This is a genomic window from Hahella sp. CCB-MM4, from assembly GCF_002260525.1.
In the GTDB taxonomy this organism is placed as follows: Bacteria; Pseudomonadota; Gammaproteobacteria; order Pseudomonadales; family Oleiphilaceae; genus Hahella.
This window is the reverse complement of the sequence record NZ_MRYI01000004.1, coordinates 220,026-238,441: the sequence shown is the minus strand read 5'-3', so window position 1 is coordinate 238,441 and position 18,416 is coordinate 220,026. Positions and strand designations below refer to the sequence as shown.

At 49.7% G+C, this 18,416-nt stretch carries 14 protein-coding genes; 9 read left to right on the top strand and 5 right to left on the bottom strand.

Annotated elements, in window-relative coordinates; genetic code table 11:
- Positions 1–48: 48 nt before the first annotated feature.
- Positions 49–459: a thioesterase family protein gene (locus tag BTA51_RS10785; protein WP_094707454.1), complete on the bottom strand. Its 411-nt coding sequence runs from the start codon at positions 457–459 to the stop codon at positions 49–51.
- Positions 460–658: 199 nt separating this feature from the next.
- Between BTA51_RS10785 and BTA51_RS10780 the strand changes: the two genes are divergently transcribed.
- From BTA51_RS10780 to dinG, 5 genes are all read left to right on the top strand, one after another.
- Positions 659–1,369, top strand: coding sequence for a VacJ family lipoprotein (locus BTA51_RS10780; RefSeq protein ID WP_094707453.1), 711 nt, complete (start codon positions 659–661; stop codon positions 1,367–1,369).
- A gap of 116 nt (positions 1,370–1,485) precedes the next feature.
- Positions 1,486–2,964, top strand: a complete 1,479-nt coding sequence (locus tag BTA51_RS10775; protein ID WP_210404810.1) for a DUF3336 domain-containing protein — start codon at positions 1,486–1,488, stop codon at positions 2,962–2,964.
- 106 nt (positions 2,965–3,070) lie between these two features.
- Complete coding sequence (locus tag BTA51_RS30845) at positions 3,071–4,960, top strand: ExeA family protein (RefSeq protein WP_094707452.1); 1,890 nt, start codon at positions 3,071–3,073, stop codon at positions 4,958–4,960.
- 11 nt (positions 4,961–4,971) lie between these two features.
- On the top strand, positions 4,972–6,000 hold the full coding sequence (locus BTA51_RS10765; RefSeq protein ID WP_094707451.1) for a general secretion pathway protein GspB: 1,029 nt from the start codon (positions 4,972–4,974) through the stop codon (positions 5,998–6,000).
- Between the two features lie 70 nt (positions 6,001–6,070).
- Positions 6,071–8,248 (top strand): ATP-dependent DNA helicase DinG, encoded by a 2,178-nt coding sequence (gene dinG, locus BTA51_RS10760; protein WP_094707450.1) that lies wholly within the window; start codon positions 6,071–6,073, stop codon positions 8,246–8,248.
- 290 nt (positions 8,249–8,538) lie between these two features.
- On the opposite strand, the gene BTA51_RS10750 is transcribed toward dinG, so the two are convergent.
- Together BTA51_RS10750 and BTA51_RS10745 are read right to left on the bottom strand one after the other, a co-directional pair.
- Positions 8,539–11,277, bottom strand: a complete 2,739-nt coding sequence (locus BTA51_RS10750) for a LuxR C-terminal-related transcriptional regulator (protein ID WP_094707448.1) — start codon at positions 11,275–11,277, stop codon at positions 8,539–8,541.
- 77 nt (positions 11,278–11,354) lie between these two features.
- Complete coding sequence (locus tag BTA51_RS10745; protein ID WP_094707447.1) at positions 11,355–12,128, bottom strand: sulfite exporter TauE/SafE family protein; 774 nt, start codon at positions 12,126–12,128, stop codon at positions 11,355–11,357.
- A gap of 143 nt (positions 12,129–12,271) precedes the next feature.
- On the opposite strand from BTA51_RS10745, the gene cysB reads away from it, so the two are divergent.
- Positions 12,272–13,246 carry an HTH-type transcriptional regulator CysB gene (cysB, locus tag BTA51_RS10740; RefSeq protein WP_094707446.1) on the top strand — a complete coding sequence of 325 codons (975 nt, stop codon included), beginning with the start codon at positions 12,272–12,274 and terminating at the stop codon, positions 13,244–13,246.
- Between the two features lie 130 nt (positions 13,247–13,376).
- On the opposite strand, the gene BTA51_RS10735 is transcribed toward cysB, so the two are convergent.
- Positions 13,377–14,117 carry a phosphoadenylyl-sulfate reductase gene (locus BTA51_RS10735; protein ID WP_094707445.1) on the bottom strand — a complete coding sequence of 247 codons (741 nt, stop codon included), beginning with the start codon at positions 14,115–14,117 and terminating at the stop codon, positions 13,377–13,379.
- 317 nt (positions 14,118–14,434) lie between these two features.
- On the opposite strand from BTA51_RS10735, the gene thrH reads away from it, so the two are divergent.
- Positions 14,435–15,049 (top strand): bifunctional phosphoserine phosphatase/homoserine phosphotransferase ThrH, encoded by a 615-nt coding sequence (gene thrH / locus BTA51_RS10730; protein WP_094707444.1) that lies wholly within the window; start codon positions 14,435–14,437, stop codon positions 15,047–15,049.
- Between the two features lie 75 nt (positions 15,050–15,124).
- Here thrH and pabB read toward each other — a convergent pair whose 3' ends face one another.
- A complete protein-coding gene (pabB, locus tag BTA51_RS10725; protein WP_094707443.1) occupies positions 15,125–16,510 on the bottom strand; it encodes an aminodeoxychorismate synthase component I in 1,386 nt (461 codons plus the stop codon).
- Between the two features lie 443 nt (positions 16,511–16,953).
- Here pabB and BTA51_RS10720 point away from each other — a divergent pair, with 443 nt between their 5' ends.
- Positions 16,954–17,583, top strand: a complete 630-nt coding sequence (locus BTA51_RS10720; protein ID WP_094707442.1) for a DUF6160 family protein — start codon at positions 16,954–16,956, stop codon at positions 17,581–17,583.
- A gap of 221 nt (positions 17,584–17,804) precedes the next feature.
- Positions 17,805–18,386, top strand: coding sequence for a DUF6160 family protein (locus BTA51_RS10715; protein ID WP_094707441.1), 582 nt, complete (start codon positions 17,805–17,807; stop codon positions 18,384–18,386).
- Positions 18,387–18,416 lie beyond the last annotated feature (30 nt).

Below are 18,416 nucleotides of genomic sequence, written 5' to 3'. Positions count from 1 at the left end.
TGACTGACAGAAGACTCCGGCCACAGTATCGGAGTCTTCGTCCATCACTTACCCGTTTTCAAGCAGGGATCTGAGTGCGGGCGGCAATGGCTGGCTTTTTCCAGTATCCCTGTTCACCCAGACAAGTTTGGCAGAACCCTCGCAGTGCAGTGTTTCAAGATCTTCACTCAAAATTCGGTGGTAAAGTGTGAAACTGGTACGACCAATCGCTTCGGTCTCCGTCGTGGCGATCACTTTAGCGGGATAATTGATTTCTTTAAGAAAAGTGGCTGAGCTTTGGATTAGCACAGGAGATTCTCCTTCTCCTCTTACTGAGTATCCGCTCTGTTCCAGCCATTTGACCCTGGATTCTTCAAAGAACCGAAAGTACAAGGTATTGTTCAGGTGGCCGTAGGCATCCATATCTCCCCAGCGTATCGGGATAATGATTCGGTCGAGTTCAACGTTAGTATTTGTCATTGATTATCAATTGGCTTCGTGTAGGATTAGCAGTCAAATTCTTTCAGCTGTCAAATGCCGGTATTCGGTGGCAGCAATCATAAAAAACACATCATAATAATAACCCTGATAACGACCGCCAACTGGAACCGGGAAAATTGTTCGTGGGAAAGGACGAGAAGAACCTTTCCGCTCATCTCTCTATCAGGAAGAAAATAGCATGAAACCTCAACAGACCCTCGGGTTGCTGTTAGTCACTCTGTTGTCAACCAGTCATGTAGCGGCTGCTTACGAGCATCCGGATGATCCGTGGGAGTCATTCAACCGCAAGGTATTCTCGTTTAACGAGACTCTGGATCAATGGATTGTGAAGCCGGTGGCGAAGGCCTACCGATTTGTTACTCCGGGATTCGTTGATCGGTCCGTCACGAATTTTTTTAATAATCTGTCTGACGTCCCCAATCTTGCCAACAATATATTGCAGCTGAAGGGGAGAGAGTCTGCCATTACTTTCTCACGATTGGTTTACAACACAACGTTTGGTATCGGCGGATTGTTTGATATCGCAACGGAGTGGGATCTACCGGTACAGGATGAGGATTTCGGCCAGACATTGAACTATTACGGTGTGCCCGAAGGGAATTATCTGGTACTGCCTTTATTTGGCCCGGCAACGGTGACCGATGCAATCGGGCGGATTCCAGACTCTTTTGTAGATCCCATTGGGTATATTTTCGAATCGCCCGAAGTTTATATCGCTACTGGAACCAAAATGGTCGACAAGCGGGCGGATTTGATTCCTGGTGAGCACCTGTTGACCGGGGATAAGTACACTGCTTTGAGAAATATATACTTACAGCGTCGTGAGTACCTGATTAATGACGGCAAAGTGGAAGACAGTTTCCTGGATGATGATTTGAGTGACTTTTAGTCTGTAATTTTCATCTGCTCAATGTCCCAGGTTGTGAGCTGCGTCGCACCGGCAAAGGACATCCTTTCCATCCTTGACTATAGTTGAAAGAGGATGTTGTAAGGATAAGAATTTCTATGGGGCTGTTTTTTAATCAGAAGTTAGCCAAATACCGCAAAGCCATGGCTGAGGCCAAGGACTATCACACCTGGCGGGATGCCGCACTGGAACTGGATTATCTGGAAGGGCACGTCGAATGGAAGGAGTCCTACAGTTCCAGTCTCTATAATTATGAGCTTATCTATGACCGCTTGATGGAGCTCAAGAACGCCCAGCAAAGTCGCCAGCACGACAGGTTGATACGCAGTTTGCGAGAGGGGCTTCATCATGATCTGGGTAATCTCGGCAATCCTGGCCTGTACCACCGTAGTCATGTCGGGACCAAACACCTGATTGAGGAATATGTGAGTCAGGTGTGCGATGCGATCAACTATGTTTGTGACAACGACCTTCCCGAACTGCCATTGCGGCAGAAGCTGGAATTTTTCAAGGATACTTCCCTCAGCTTTGGCCATCCCAGTCTGCTGCTCAGCGGCGGTGCTTCGCTTGGGCTGTTCCATCTTGGTGTCATTAAAGCCTTGTGGGAGCGGGGGCTACTGCCGCAGGTCATCTCAGGTTCCAGTGTCGGGGCGATCATCGCTGCCACTTTAGGGACCCATACAGATGCTGAAATCCCCGATATGCTGGATCCCAATAAGCATAACCTCAAAGCCTGGCGTTGGATGGGGCTGGTCAATGGGATTCAGGGCAAAGGGTTTATGGATATACAGCAGCTTGAGGGCTGTCTGAGATCCAACATCGGGGAATACTCTTTTCAGGAAGCCTACCAGCGCACAGGGAGAAGTGTGAACATCTCAGTATCGCCCGTGCATGAACACCAGAAATCCAGGTTGCTGAGCCGCTACACATCTCCTTATCTATTGATGTGGAGCGGGGCGTTGGCATCCTCTGCGGTACCGGGAATTTTTCCCCCGGTCCGTCTCATGAAAAAGGATGAGCATGATAATTGTGTACCCTATATGTCCAAACTGCGTTGGGTGGACGGTTCGGTCGTCAGTGATCTGCCGATCGACAGACTGATGCATCTGTACGACGTCAATTTCTCCATTGTCAGTCAGACCAACCCCCATATTGTGCCCTTTTTGAAAAAAGCCCGGTCCGAGTCTGCGATGAGCAAATTGAACATTCCGTGGCGGGTATTGAAATCAGAAATGCGTTTTCACGGAAAGGCGGTTTTTGACTATCTGCGTAAGTATGCGGAACCGGAATTGGTACGTCAGGCGTGTGGTCAGGCCTATACGGTACTGGCTCAGCGGTATTATGGCGACGTGACCATTGCGCCTACTTACCGTTTTTGGCATTTCTCCAAGATGCTTTCAAATCCCGATACGGAGTTTGTCAAACGTCTTACCCTGGAAGGCGAGCGGGCCACCTGGCCGATGATTTCGATGATTCGAAGCCATTCCAAGATCAGCATTGCCTTGGAAGAGGCGACCGAGCGCCTGCGGAGCAGGCTCCAGGGCCGCAAAGCCGATCTGAAGGTTGTCGGGGGCTGATCCCCCGACTCAGCAGAATCCCCAAACCTTACCGCGACAACCATTTATCTCGGGTAGATGGCGGGGTACACTATGGCGTTGCATTGACCCAACCTAATTGAGATACATGTACGAATCTTTTTTCGGGCTCAAAGAAAGCCCATTCTCCATCGCTCCGGATCCCCGTTATCTATATATGAGCGTACGTCACAAGGAAGCGCTTGCCCATCTTTTGTATGGTCTGGAGCGGGAAGGCGGATTTGTACTTCTGACCGGAGAGGTGGGAACGGGGAAGACCACCATTTGTCGCTGTTTTATCCAGAGCGTGCCGGAAAATACGGAACTGGCTTTTATACTTTATCCCAAGCTGACGGCCAGGGAACTGCTGGCCAGTGTATGTGATGAGTTCGGTATTACCTATCCGGTTCTGTCGTCCACAAAAACCCTGGTGGACCTGATTCACCATCACCTGCTTGAGGCGCACGCAGCCGGCAAGCATACCGCGTTGATCATCGATGAGGCCCAGAATCTTTCCACGGATGTTCTGGAACAGCTGCGCCTGCTCACGAATCTCGAAACCGATCAAAAGAAATTGCTTCAGATTATTCTGCTGGGACAGCCGGAACTGAAATCCCTGTTACAGCGCCCGGAATTGCGGCAATTGTCCCAGCGTATAACGGCTCGATATCACCTTGAAGCGCTGGATTTTGATGAGCTGGGCGCATATATCGCTTACCGGATGAATCGCGCGGGCTGCCCCAGGTCTGTATTTACCAAAGCTGCAGTGCGCCAGGTCCACAAGGGAAGCCGGGGTATCCCCAGACTGGCTAATTTGATTTGTGACCGCGCCTTGCTGGGAGCCTACTCCGAGCATATGGGCGAAGTGTCCGCTGGGATGGTGCGAACAGCTGTCCGCGAAGTCGGTTCCGAAGTCAGTACTCCAAAAGAAAAGTGGTGGCAGCATTGGATTACCAAGGGACTGCTTTCCGGGGCAATGGCGGCAACCCTGACCATTTCCATTGCCTATTGGGCTTCTCCATCGAGAAATATGTCGTTTGAACAAGCGGTCGAGGAGCCGATCAGTGAGGACTCTTCTGAAAATGCTCTGAGTCAGCAGGATCAACCTCGGGCAGAGGTGGTGGATGAAACAGATCAGTTGGCAGAGCGTTATCATTTAGCGCAGAAAAAAAGCCCGGTAGATGAGCTGCAAAGTGGACAAGAAGGAAGGACGTCGGAGGATGCCAAGAGCTTCGGAGACTCGGGTGTCAGCTTCACAAACCCTTTAGAGCGAAATTCTGACCGTATGCAATCCTATGCGATGCCCGCCGTAGGGGGAGCTGTCGAACATGGCGACGTAAAAGCGATGCTGGCGTCCTATGGATCTGCGGAAAATGATGTGGCATTGGCATTCACGGCCTTGTTTGATCTATGGGGCATGACGGCCGATCCGGGAATGAATTCGGAAGGCAAGTACTGTCAGTGGGCTGAATTGCAGGGCCTGAGATGTCTGCACCGGGAAGGCAACTGGCGTAGTCTGATGCAGCTGAATCGTCCTGTTGTCCTGAAATTGATGGACGTCGACGGGCAGCGTTTTTTCCTGACTTTGTTGCACGTGACTGAAGAGCAGATGGCGACAGTCAAAATTCATAACCAAACTATTGTGATGCCGCTGTCTGATCTGGACCGGTTCTGGGAAGGAAGTTATAGCCTGCTTTGGCGTGTTCCTCCTTATGATTCCCTGGTAATAGAACCCGGGGCTTTGCAGGATAAGGAAGCGTGGCTTGAGCAGCAGCTGGATCTTCTGGATTCTGTATTGTTGATGGCAGGGAAGGACAATCCAGAGGTCATGGCTTCAGCCAGAAACTCGGTGAAGCGGCCTTTGGAAGATCGTATACGCGAATTCCAGCAAATGGTGGGCATATTGCCGGATGGTATTGCCGGAACCATTACTTTGATCATGCTTAACAGCTGGACCAATCCCGAGGTGCCGCTGTTACGTTCTGCCAAGAACTCCTGAAGGGAATAACCATGTCATACATATTGGAAGCCTTGCAGAAATCAGAGTCTGAGCGTCACCAGGAAAAGCTCCCGGGCCATTTGGCTAACTCCAGACCCATGCTATACAGCAGGAACTCCCGCAGCCGCATGTGGCCGGTAATATTGACGATACTCTTGCTGGTCAATCTGGCGGGAGTGGTATATCTGCTGTTCTTCAAGGATTCCTTGTCATTCACGGATCAAAAATCCTCAACTGTCCCAGAAATACCAGACACCTCTGTTGCACCTGCGATTCCTGAAAAAAACAGTGAAAACAAAGCGGCAACTTCCGCAATTGGCTCCTCAGTGAATTCCGGGCCCGATACCCTACCAGCGATAGTGGAGACAGGTTTGGATGGCGCTAATGTAGAAAAGGCCGCTGCCAGCCAAACCGGAATCGAGCAAGACCCAATGGCTTTGGCCAGAGCGGCGATTGCCAAAAAGCGTGAGGAAGAGCGCAAAGCCATGTTGGCGAAAGCGCCGGCAGCATTCGCAGATGAAGGATTGCCGGAATCTGACAGTATCCCGCCATGGGAAGCACCCGTGACGGCGGAGGAAGCGGTTCTCATTACTCCGTCCTTTACCGGTAAGGTCAGAGCTGTGCCTGTGTCCAGTGCTTCAACACCCGCCAGTGATATGGCTCATGAAGGTGTTTCGACACAAAATAGTGGTAACGTGAATACGGACAAGGCCTATGTCGTTCCTGGTCAGGGAGCCGGAGATAACCTTTCGGAAAACGTGAATGCCCAATCTGCTGAGGAGAATGACTCTGAGTATCCCTCCATTGCGGATCTGGATAAGTCATTCCAGAGCATGATTCCTCCATTGGTTTTCAATAGCCATATTTACAGCAGCGACCCTAAGGGTCGTCGCATCATGATCAATAATAATTATCTCCGGGAAGGGCAAAGCTTTTCGGGTATTCAAGTCGTTGAAATTACTGAAAGCGGCGTTGTTCTCAAAAAGAATGGTCAACCATTCAAGGTGTCAGTCGTTCGCAACTGGGCACCTGAGTCATAAGGGCGACGGCACTTATCGTCCATACAGCCACCGTCTATCTATACAACTCCCGGAAATCTTAAAAAGAAACATGGTTGATCAAGCAGTAAAAGACTCAATTCAAAACGCCTACCGCCAGTATCTGGCCGCCCGGGATATTAAGCCCCGTAGCGGCCAGCGGCATATGATCGCTGAAATTGCCCGCTATCTGGCGGGGATCGAAATGGACGGCGACATGAAGCGTTGCTCTGCCCCTTCCTCCTGTGTGATCGAAGCGGGGACGGGGACGGGCAAGACTCTGGCTTATCTTCTGGCGGCTATTCCTTTCGCCAGTGCGTTACGTAAGAACATTGTCATTTCCACGGCCACGGTTACCCTCCAGCAACAGATCATCGACAGAGAATTGCCTATGCTCAGAGAGCATACTGATCTGGAATTCAAGGTGGCGCTGGCCAAGGGGCGTGGCCGTTACCTGTGCCTGCACAGGGTCGACCAGTTGATGGGAGAACAGGAGCAGGCCCTGTTGCCGCTGATGGATCTCGGTCAGGTGGAAAATCAGACTGAATATTCCCAGGAGGCTTATCAGCAACTCCTCAGCTGGATGGTGGATAAAGGCTGGAAAGGTGACTGGGACAGCACGCCTGAACCGGTTGATGAAGATCTGTGGAGGCAGGTCACAACCGATCATCGGCAGTGTCTGGTGAAACGGTGCGGATTCTTTTTGCAGTGCCCTTATTATAAAGCCAAGGCCGAGGCGGAGCAGGCTCAGATCATCGTCGCCAATCATGATCTCGTGTTTTCCGATTTAAGCCTCGGAGGAGGTTATGTACTGCCTCCTCCAGAGCAGACCATTTATATATTTGACGAAGGACACCACCTGGCGGATAAGGCGCTGAATCACTTCGCCTTCAGTGCTGGGCTCAAGGGCAGCCAGAAAATACTAAAGTCTCTTTCCAAAGCGATTTCTGATGGTCAAAGGGGCTGGGGGCATGATGATAAGATCGGAAATCATATTCCTTCGCTATCAACCAGTTCTATCGAATGCCACAAAATACTGGATAGCATTCAGAAGCTATTTTGGCGCACTGTCGAATGGCAGCGTGAATCGGACGGTGGATGGCAGGGTGATGCGGTCAGAAGTATCTATCGTTATCCGATGGGAGTGATTCCTGAAGAGTTGATTGAACTCTCGGGGCTGTGTGCTTCCAGGGTGTCGTCAATTGCAGATGATCTGGAAGCGATACTGAAGCGTCTGCGGGATCTGGTCGATAAAGAAACTCCAGGAAGCTTATCCCGGCAGATGATGGAACAGTCTTTAATGGCGTTATCGGTGTTTCAGTCCCAGGTCGGCAACATGGTGGATGTCTGGCAGCAGATGAAGCGTGTTCATGACGAAGGCTCAATACCGGTTGCCCGCTGGCTCACGACCACAGGGGCGGAAGGCGAGGGAGATATTACGGTACATGTCAGCCCTACCAATGCCGCCGGGTTGCTCAAGTTCAAATTATGGGAACGTGCCTTTGCGACGGTGTTAACGTCGGCCACTTTGAGTGTGGCGGGCAGTTTTACACGATTATCGATGCAGGTCGGGCTGCCGGAAAACACCCAGTTCAGTATCCATCACAGTCCCTTTAATTTTCAGGAAAACTGTCTGTTACGGCTGTGTGATCTCGGGGCGGATCCAAGTGATCGGGATGAATACCTGGATACTTTGGGCAATGCCGTGAAAAGTCTGGTGAAGCCTGAGCAGGCAACGTTGGTATTGTTCAGTGCCCGAAAGCATATGATACATGTCGCTCGTATGCTGGAGAGTCACTATCCGGATAGCTTTATTCTGGTGCAGGGAGCAAGTAACAAGGGCCAGTTATTGGAAACTCATCGGGAAAGGGTTGATGAGGGGAAGGGGAGCCTCCTATTCGGGCTGGCCAGCTTCGCGGAAGGTCTCGATTTACCGGGGAAATATCTCACTCACGTTATCATCGCCAAATTGCCGTTTGCCGTTCCAGACGATCCTGTGGAAGCAACCTACGCGGAATGGCTGAGAACCCGGGGTGGCAACCCTTTCAGTCAAGTGGTGCTGCCGGACGCGATTACCCGCCTGATGCAGGCATGTGGCCGATTGCTGCGTAGCGAAAAGGATTCCGGAGAAATATCTATTCTTGACCGTCGCTTGTGGTACAAATCCTACGGTAAGACCATCATGAATGCTTTGCCGCCCTATCGTCAGGACTATCTGAAAATGGCGGATTTAGGGGCGATATCCAACTAGATCAGGCGATTGCCGGATCTTTCAGCAGTGGGAATCAGTTTCTGAAAGGCAAAAAAAACGGCGTATACAATGCCGAACTGATTGTATCGCCGTAATGCAAGCAGGGTTTTAAAGGAAGACAAAAACTCCACTAAACCTATTCGGAGAACTCGATATGAAAGGCCGATCGAATTCATAGGATGTTGCCAGTTTAGGGGGAGGGGGGCGTAAAATCATCGTCCAAAGGGCGTAATTTGAGGGATTAATTGATTACGCCCCTGTGTCTGGTAGGGCTGAAACCTCAACTGGCTCTACCGAATTAAGCCCAGCTGTCTTGCTTTAGCCAGGGCATCCGTACGGCTGGTGGCATCAATCTTCCCATAGATATTTCTGATATGCGCTTTGATGGTGGCCGGTGCCAATGACAGCTTACTGGCGATTTTTTTATTGGGTAGTCCCTGGTTGATTAACTCAAGCACTTCCAACTCTCTTCGACTAAGCGGTTCCTGCAATTCCGGGAGTGCTTCCGTATCAGCAGTGGAAGCAGGTTGGGGATCGGGGGGCGTACTATCGGCGTGCTGCTGTCGGCTCTCCGTTTCACCTTCCTGGCTATCGGAGGGTTGCTTGCCGGACTGGCCAATGACTTTCTCAAGAAAACTCTGGTTAATCCCGTCCTGTTGCAGTGAGCTGATATCAAACGGCCAGGAATTCAGGGACAGGCGATACATCTGAATATAGTCATTCTGCTCTCCAATACTCAAGGCTTTAACCAACTCGGGACGAGTCTCTTCCATTTTTCCCTGGGTGGCCAGTGCTTGCGCCCGGAACAAATGAGCAAGCGCCAGGGCCTTTGATGACCTGCAGCGTTTCCCCAGTTTTTCAAGGCGGTCTGATGATTCCAGAACCTGTTCGGGATTTCTGCCAATCTCTGTAAGAGCCTTGACCTCAAACAGCTTTTGTAGCCGATAGGGATTGTTGTCTTTTGTCGCTGTTTCCTCGATTTCTGACACGAGCATACGGGCACGGCTGGTGGCTCCCATCAACCACAGCGTTTCTGCTTTGGTGGCCAGTATAGGAGGAGCAAACGGCTGAATTTCCTCTATATTTTGTTCCAGCACCGCCTGGGCCTGATCCAGTGACTTGATGGCATCCTCATATTGGCTGGTGAGTCGCTGGTATTCTCCCTGAACAAAGTACACCAGCATCTTCTGTAGTGGTTCCGCTCCCTGGATAAGGCTGAACATGGGGTAGAGAAAACCGGAAGCGTGTTCGAGCTGATCCTGTTCCGTATATATGAGGATCAGGGAGCTGTTCAGCCAGCAGGAAATAGTTTTGGGTTCGGGATCATCCTTGTGGAAACTCTTTATCCACACATCCACCTGCCGGTAAAGATCGAGAGCCCGGATAAATTCGCCACGGATCTGGTAGATCCAAAGCAGCAGTCCCAGACTGGATTTAACGGTGGAAAATCGCTGCTCAAGCTTGCCCAGGGTAATGGCCTCACGTAACGCCTTTTCCGCTTCATCATAGGCACCCAGGGCAAAGTAATCATTCCCCAGGCCAAAGTAAGCCAGTGATTTGACCGGCGCAGATGAATCCTCCAATTGACTCAGGACTCTCTCAGTGATGGAGCGAGCCCGCTCGACATCTTTAGAGAAGCGGGCCATATAGGCGTCCAGCAGATCCAGCTCGAGCCTGAGTGAGGCAGGAAGATCCGTTTTGCCTATCAGTTTATTGACCGTCTTCAATAGAGGAGGAATCTCGGAAAACTGGTTGTTGTAGAACAGACACCAGAGTTTAACCACCTGTAGTTTTGGCGACTTCTGCACCATCTCCTCGGGTATTTGCTGGAGAGCCTGCAAAATATTGAGGTGATAGCCCTGACGAATCAGGTTATTGCCGATATCTTCAAGTGTGGAGGTCAATCGCTCCCAGGCGCTGAGCTCGATAATCAGTTCAATGGCTTCAATGTAGTGTTTGCCGCCAAGATGAAAATCGATAATTCGCTGGCTGTATTCCCTCAATAAATCGGGAAAACGGGTTTTCAGGTAATGCAGGGTTCCATCCCGTAATAATTCGTGGAAACGGAACCAGTGACCATGATCGTCCAAAGCGATGAGAAACAGGTTTCGGGATTCCAACTTGGCAATATGCTCGTGGCTGTCTGAAGCGTCTCTTACCGCATTGGCTATTTCGACATCAAAGCGGTTGGCCGGCGCCAGTTTAAGAATAAAGTCTCTCAGATCTTCCGGAAGGTCATCCAGAACCTCCTCTGCAATATAGTCTTCTATGTCTCTTCGATTGGAACTTAGTGCCCTGGAAAGATCGACCTCGTCGAGCGTCTCTGTCATTTTGGGCAAAGAGCCGTGAGCCAGCAGTTGCAATGCGGCTGCCCATCCCCCGGTGGTATGAATAATTTGTTCAAGCTGTGTGGATTCTACGGAAAGTCCCAGATTTTTCGCCAGAAGATCCCGGGTTTCCTCGCTGTTGAAGACCAGATCGGCAGAATACAGCACTCTCGCAAAACGTTTCACTTTCCAGCGTGCATAGGGAAAAGAGGGCTCGTTTCTGGATGTCAGCACGAGCGTCAAATTACCGGGCGCAAAATCCACCATGAAGGTGATGCTATTAATAATGCTTCTATCCTGGATGAGATGGAAGTCATCCAGGACCAAGGAAAAATGTTGTTCCGGTTGAGTGCCAACCCGGTTAATTAAGCCTGAAACCAGGGCCTGGATATTGGACTCAATATTTTGAAGCAGCGGGAACAGTCCGCTGACTTCCAGTCCTCCGCGCTTGAAGCACTCAAGAATGTAACGCCAGAAAGTTCCGGGGCGATTGTCTGAGCGGTCAAGTGTCAGCCAGCAGGTTCGGGTGTTATTCCGATCCAGCCATTGTTTGACCAGGGTTGATTTGCCGAAACCTGCCGGTGCGACCACTCCGACACAGCGAAATTGTCCGGCTTGCCCCATCAATTCGATCAGGCGATCCCGGATGACAATGTTTTCATCGAGCTGTAGTGGAAAGAATTTTGTCTCTAAAACAATCATTTGGACGCTTAATCTAGAAAGTGCTTTTGCAAGTTTTTAGATAAAGCGAGAGGAAGTCAACCTTATCCGGTTACGGATTAAAAGAAAGCGTATTTAACCCCGATGAGCAGCAGCATGCTGGCCAGGGTTGGGCGCAGAATATTGGCGGGCAAATGCTTGCTGAGCTTGGTGCCCAGGTGTATCGCCGGAAGGGAGCCGATGAGCAGACTTCCCAACAAAAAGTAATCGACGTTACCCAGTTGCATGTGGCCGAGGCCGGCGATCAGTGTCAGTGGAACCGCATGAGCCAGGTCCGTTCCAACCACTCTTACTGCGGCGAGGGAGGGGTAAAGAATCATCAGAACCGCGGTACCAATGGCTCCGGCTCCCACAGACGACAAGGTGACAAATGTCCCGAGGACCAGACCTATCAGTACTGTCAGGCTTGCGCGATTTCTATGCGCCAGAGATTCATTTGGATCTTTACGCTTTGACACCAGCTTGTTCTTGAAGAGCAGGACGGCTGAAGTCACGATCAGCATGAATCCCAGGCTGGTGGTCAGTACTTGGCTATACTTCTCAGGTTCGGTGAAAAAGTGCGACAGTATAAGTGTCGTTACAATGGATGCCGGTATGCTGCCGGCTGCCAATAAGCCCAATACATTCCAGTTGATGGTATGGTGGCGGGCGTGGGCAACAACGCCACTGGCCTTGGTAATGGCGGCATACAGAAGATCAGTCCCGATGGCGATATGGGGAGGGAATCCAAACAGGATCAGCAAGGGAGTCATGAGAGAACCGCCGCCTACACCGGTTAATCCCACCAAAAATCCTACGCTGGCACCTGCGGCAATATATAAAAGAATTTCCATAAAACTTGGACTAAACTAATCAATAGGGAATAAGCCGACTCTAGTTCGACAATCTAACGGTATTTTTCTATTTCTAAAAAGAATATTTGGGTATATTTTTATCCTTATTGATTATAACGGCCGGGTGAAGCAAGGAGAAGGGGATGAAACTTCAACAACTTCGTTATATCTGGGAAGTTGCTCATCATGAACTGAACGTATCCGCAACCGCACAAAGTCTGTACACATCACAGCCCGGCATTAGTAAGCAGATTCGCTTGCTGGAAGATGAACTCGGTGTCGAAATATTTTCCCGAAGTGGTAAGCACCTGACGAGGGTGACGCCGGCCGGGGAAACCATCATCAAGGTGGCAGGTGAAATATTAAAGAAGGTCGAGGGAATCAAGCAGATTGCCCAGGAATTCAGTAACCAGAAAAAGGGCGAACTGAGTGTCGCCACCACCCATACTCAAGCCCGCTACGCGTTACCTTCGATTATCCGCAGCTTTATTCAGGAATATCCCGAAGTCTCTTTACACATGCATCAGGGGACACCCATGCAGATCGCCGAATTGGCGGCTGACGGAACGGTGGACTTTGCGATTGCGACAGAAGCCCTGGAGCATTTCTCGGATCTGGTGATGATGCCCTGCTATCGCTGGAATCGATGTGTCGTTGTGCCCAAGAATCATCCGCTGGCCGAGAAAAGAAAGCTGGAGATTGAGGATCTGGCGGCCTTTCCATTGGTCACCTATGTATTCGGCTTTACTGGTCGGTCCAAGTTGGACGAAGCCTTTAATGAAAAAGGACTCACCCCGAAAGTGGTGTTTACCGCGGCCGACGCAGATGTCATCAAAACTTATGTTCGGTTAGGGTTGGGCGTTGGTATTATCGCGAGAATGGCCTATGACCCTCAGGCCGATTCAGATCTGGTCGCGTTGGATGCCAGCCGCATGTTCCGGCCGAGTACGACCAAGATCGGTTTCCGCCGCGGCACATTTCTGCGCGGCTACATGTATGAATTTATCCATCGATTTGCCCCCCATCTAACCCGGGAGTTGGTCGATGAAGTCGTCACCAAGCATACCAAGGCGGAAGTGGATGAGCTGTTCAAGGACATTACATTGCCAACGTATTAGGATAAATATGCTACTTGGGTGCTAAGATAGACATCCAAATCAGCAACGAAACTGAAATAAAAAAGCCCGGCATCGCCGGGCTTTTTTATAGAAGTAAACTGAAAGATGGAGGGTAACAGCGAAGAGTATTTTAGTCCGCCTGCTCAGTTTTAATCAGGTTACCTGCGTGCAGGCCGCATTCCTTATGTGTTTCTTCTTCCCACCACCAACGGCCTTCGCGCTCGTGCTGGTTTGGCAGAACCGGGCGCGTACATGGCTGGCAGCCAATGCTGATAAAGCCCTTGCTGTGAAGCTCATTGTAGGGAACATCGAACATGCGAATGTAATTCCACACATCTTCAGACTTCCAGTTAGCCAGAGGATTGAACTTCACTAACGGTTTTTCTTCAGAGCCGAAAGTAGTATCCAGTTGCACTACCGGTACGTCATTTCTGGTTCCTGGACTCTGGTCCTTGCGTTGACCGGTAATCCAGGCGTCCACTGTGGCCAGTTTGCGTTTAAGCGGTTCAACCTTGCGAATTCCGCAGCACTCGCTGTGACCATCCCTGAAGAAGCTGAATAGACCTTTTTCACGGGTCAGCTTTTCAAGGGCTGTGGCGTCTGGGGATAGCACTTCCAGATTCAGGTCGTAATGATCGCGGACCTTTTCGATAAACAGGTAGGTTTCCGGGTGTAGTCTCCCGGTATCCAGAGTAAACACACTGACCTTTTTGTTGATCTTGGTTGCCATTTCAATCAGCACCACATCTTCAGCGCCGCTAAAAGAAATAGCGATATTATCGAACAGGGACAACGCCTTGCGGATAATATCCTTGGGAGAGGAGTTTGCTAACTCATTGTTTAGTTGATCAATATCGACATTCACAGCCATTAATTCCGATCCCGGTTCAGAAAACCACATAGATTCTGGGGTATTTGATTTTTGATATTCCCAGACTGGAGCTAAAGGCTACCAGACAATTTCCTAGCGGCAAAATATCCATCCTTTATAAACAAATAATTAAAAATTAGGTTTCCTTATTACAACTGGTTATTCTTCTGTCTTGAAGGCGGGGCTCTTCTGATATGAGAGTCAGGCTCTTCTGACAAAATAGGCAAATCCCGGCGCATCCTTTATGATTGCTTCGGCACGTTGTGCGTATCACAAATGAATCAACCATCATCAAAAAATGAAAAGGGGAGTTATCCGTGGAGCTGGCCTGTTTAGACCTTGAAGGCGTATTAATACCTGAAATCTGGATTGCATTTGCTGAAAAGACGGGCATACCGGAGCTTCGGGCGACGACCAGGGATATTCCTGATTACGATGTTCTGATGAAGCAGCGACTTGGTATTCTGGAACAGCATGGCTATGGTCTGCCCGATATCCAGGCTGTGATTGCGACACTTGACCCGCTGCCAGGGGCGCGTGAATTCCTGGATTGGTTGAGAGACCGCTTCCAGTTGGTCATCCTGTCGGATACCTTCTATGAATTTGCGATGCCGTTGATGGAAAAGTTGGGTATGCCCACGTTGTTCTGTCATCGCCTGGAAACCGATGAGAATGGGAAGGTTGTGGATTATGTTCTGCGCCAGCCAGATCCGAAAAGAGAATCGGTCAAAGCATTTCATAACCTCAAATACTACGTTATCGCGGCAGGGGATTCCTATAACGACACCACCATGCTTGCAGAAGCCGATGCCGGCATTCTGTTCCATGCCCCTGACAACGTGATTGCTGAGTTTCCGCAATTCCCCGCAGTACACAGTTACGATGACCTGAAGGCTGAATTTATTAAAGCGAGTCGTCTGGTCAGCGAATAATTGCTGTTGGGGGCAGAGCTTTTATAGATCGCCAAGCTCTTATCGATCCCCAAAACCCTTATTGATCAAAAGCTCTTATTGATCATCAAAGCCCTTGGGATGGAGTTCTACGCCAAGGGCTTTGGCAATGTGGCGAATTTTCACCCGTGATTCTTCATACTCGGATTCGCACACCGAGTCAGCGACAATGCCACCGCCACCCCATAGATAAGCATCTCCCTCCCGACAAACCATGGTACGGATCGCAATGTTGCTTTCCAGCCGACCATTTCGGCTCAGAAAAAACACACTGCCGCAGTAAACGCTACGGGGAAATGGTTCCAGCTCTTCGATGATTTCCATGGCCCTTTTCTTCGGGGCACCGGTGATCGATCCTCCTGGAGAGCAATCAAATAGGGCTTCCAGAGGATGAATCTCGGGTTTCAGTTCGGCTGAAATGGTACTGACCAGGTGGTGGACATTACTGAAGGTTTCCAGTTCGCATAGCTTGTCCACCGTTACAGAGCCAGTTTTGGCCACTTTGCCAAGATCATTTCTCAGCAGGTCCACGATCATGACGTTTTCTGCACGATCCTTGGGGCTATTCAGTAACTCCCGGGAAATCTCCTCGTCACGTACTGGATCCGAGGCCCTTGGTCGGGTGCCTTTGATAGGTTTGGTGCTCAACACGCCCTGATAGATGCTAAGGAAACTCTCGGGAGAAAAGCTCAGCACATTGCCCGAAGGCATAGAAATATAAGCGGAGTGCGGGGCATCCGTTTGCTTATGGACCTGCTTGAAGGCTTTCCATAGATCGCCGCTGTAGTTGGCGTGAAACCTCTGGGTGAGATTTACCTGATAGGTGTCGCCACTATATATATAGGTAATCAGCTTTTGAAAAGCTTCGGCATAATCCTGATGGTTCCATGTCCCCTGAAAGTCGGAGAAGGTGAAGTCCGGATGACTTGTTTCGCTAATTGATAGAGCCTCGTCATGCGAACACGGCTCGTCCTCTGAGTGGGCTTCGAAGGCTTTCAGGATGTCGTTGGAGAGATCGCCGATGAGTCGTTGCCCCTGGTGGTCGATGACAACATAGTTGGTAAAGTAGCCGGCGTAGAATTTAGGGAGCAACTGTTCGCCGCTTCCCGGCCGCTTATCCGGTGAGGTTAGAATCAGGTCTCGGCCGGTTTCATAACTGCAATAGCCGATTAGTCCGCCGTTAAATATGTCGCTAAGTTCATGGCTGTGAACCGGGGACGTATCCTGATGCTGAACTTTGGAAATAATGTTCCGGAGATCGGAAGAAGACTCTGATGCTGTCCGGTTTAGTGGAATCTCACTGATCCACTCCGGCTCTACCGCCGCAATGTCCACAATCCCAAATTGACTGATATGAGTCCTTAACCAAACAAAGCCTTTCAGCCTGGAAAGCTTTTCTATCACTGTGTCGGCGTCGGAATAGGGAAGTCTGATTATTGGCATCTGTCTGGTGTTGGAGGGGCTTGTGAGTAACGGTTGTGTGCTGGTAAGCGTATTGTTTCAACTGGAAAATGAGGTGTCGTTAACAAAATGTAACATGTCGTTACGGGTTGTGAACATAGTCACGGATTCCACTTCTTTACACCAATACACTGCATTCATGGTTTAAGGCAGTAACTTCCTGAAGTTCTGTATAACCGGGGATTGTAGAGTTAGTGCCTGTGTAAGTGAAGAAAAAATGGAATTTTTCGGTGCTTCAGAATGATGCAGAAAGTGTGAGGATTGTCACGGAAAACTTACAGAGGGAAAACTAAAGTAACAATCGCAAGATTACAAAACGGAATGTCAGACAATCTTAAAATTAAAAGTGTAGGGCAGGAAGTTTGTAAAGAAGCTCAAGTAAGAGTTTCACATCAATAAAAAAAATATCTTTTAGGAGAAATTAAATGAAAGGCCTGAAAAAATTACTGTTGGTTTCTGCTATCGCTGCTGCTCCTCTGGCTGCTCAAGCTGAATTGAAAGCTGTTGACGATTCTGTACTGGCTGACGTTTCTGGTCAGAGCGGTCTGGTAATCGAAGCTGGCTTCGGTTCAGTTTCTGGTGTTGACGCTTCTACTGGTGACTTCTACGGAGTTGACTGGAGTGGTGCTGGTATCACCATCGACGCTTTCAAATGGATCGTTGACATCGAAGGTGGCTGGGATCAGGACTCTAACCTGGGCGTTAACGTAAACGCTGGTAACCCAGTTCCTGCACTTGGTGGTTTCATCGCTAAGGACATCGCTATCGCTGGTGCGGTTGATATGACTATCGACGCAACTGCTGACCTGGCTAACGTTATCGCTAACGGTGGTGCGGTTGCAGAAGGCGACGGCGGTATCGGTATCAGCTTCGCTAACTCCAACATCAACTTCAAAGTTGGCGACATGGGCGTATTCGTAGAAGAGTACGATCTGGCTAACGTTGGTCAGTCTGGTACTGTTGCAGCTCAACAAGTTTCCAGCTACGGCGGAATCGAAATCATCGGCATGAACATCGATAACCTGCAACTGGTTATCCGTGGTAACGGCCTGTAATATCGATTTGGAAAATATTTCCTAGCGATATCTACAAAGTTAAGGCGCCCAAGGGCGCCTTTTCTTGTGTTCGAAACATGATAAAAATAAATGATATCAACAATTTGTGAAGAGACTCACTGATTGGAAAAGTTTTGTAACGTAGAGTGATATCAGGTTACAAACGAATCATTATTCAGTTTTGACTGCGCTGGTAGCACGCAGCCAGAGGATGAAGTGACATGAAAGTTCTTAAGGGAATCGTACTGACTTCCGCTGTATTGATGGCAAATGCATGTCTTGCAGAGCTAAAGCCGCTCGAAGATGAGGCTTTGGGGGAGTTTTATGGACAAGCTGCACCTGTCATAGAGATGAGTGGGCAGGTTACCTACGATGCTATCGTGTACACCCCCCCCGATGGTGGAGCGCAGGAAGTTATTTTGCCCGGCGGCTCTTCTACCGACGGAAATGTTTCCACCCAGCAGCTCACTTTCCAGGGGCAGATGTTCGGCATGCCTCAAACCGGGGGAGTTGTTGATTCGCTATTCTCCATTTTCCCCATGAGAATGGGTGGGGTCGATACCAATGATGACGGAACAATCGACCGCGGTGCCATGATGTTTTCATTCCAGCCGAATGTTGGAAGAGGAACCCAGTTTTCACCGCTGGACATCACACTGGATGACGATACGGTCAATGTGCATGACCAGTTGTTTATTTCGAATCAGGGGATCCTGATCCTGAACGCTCCGCTGGAAAACAACACGTTTACGATTCCTGGTCAGTCCGGTGAATTTTCTTTGACTCCGGTAAAATACTTCTGATTCCGCGACTCCAGAGAAGCTAATAAAAAA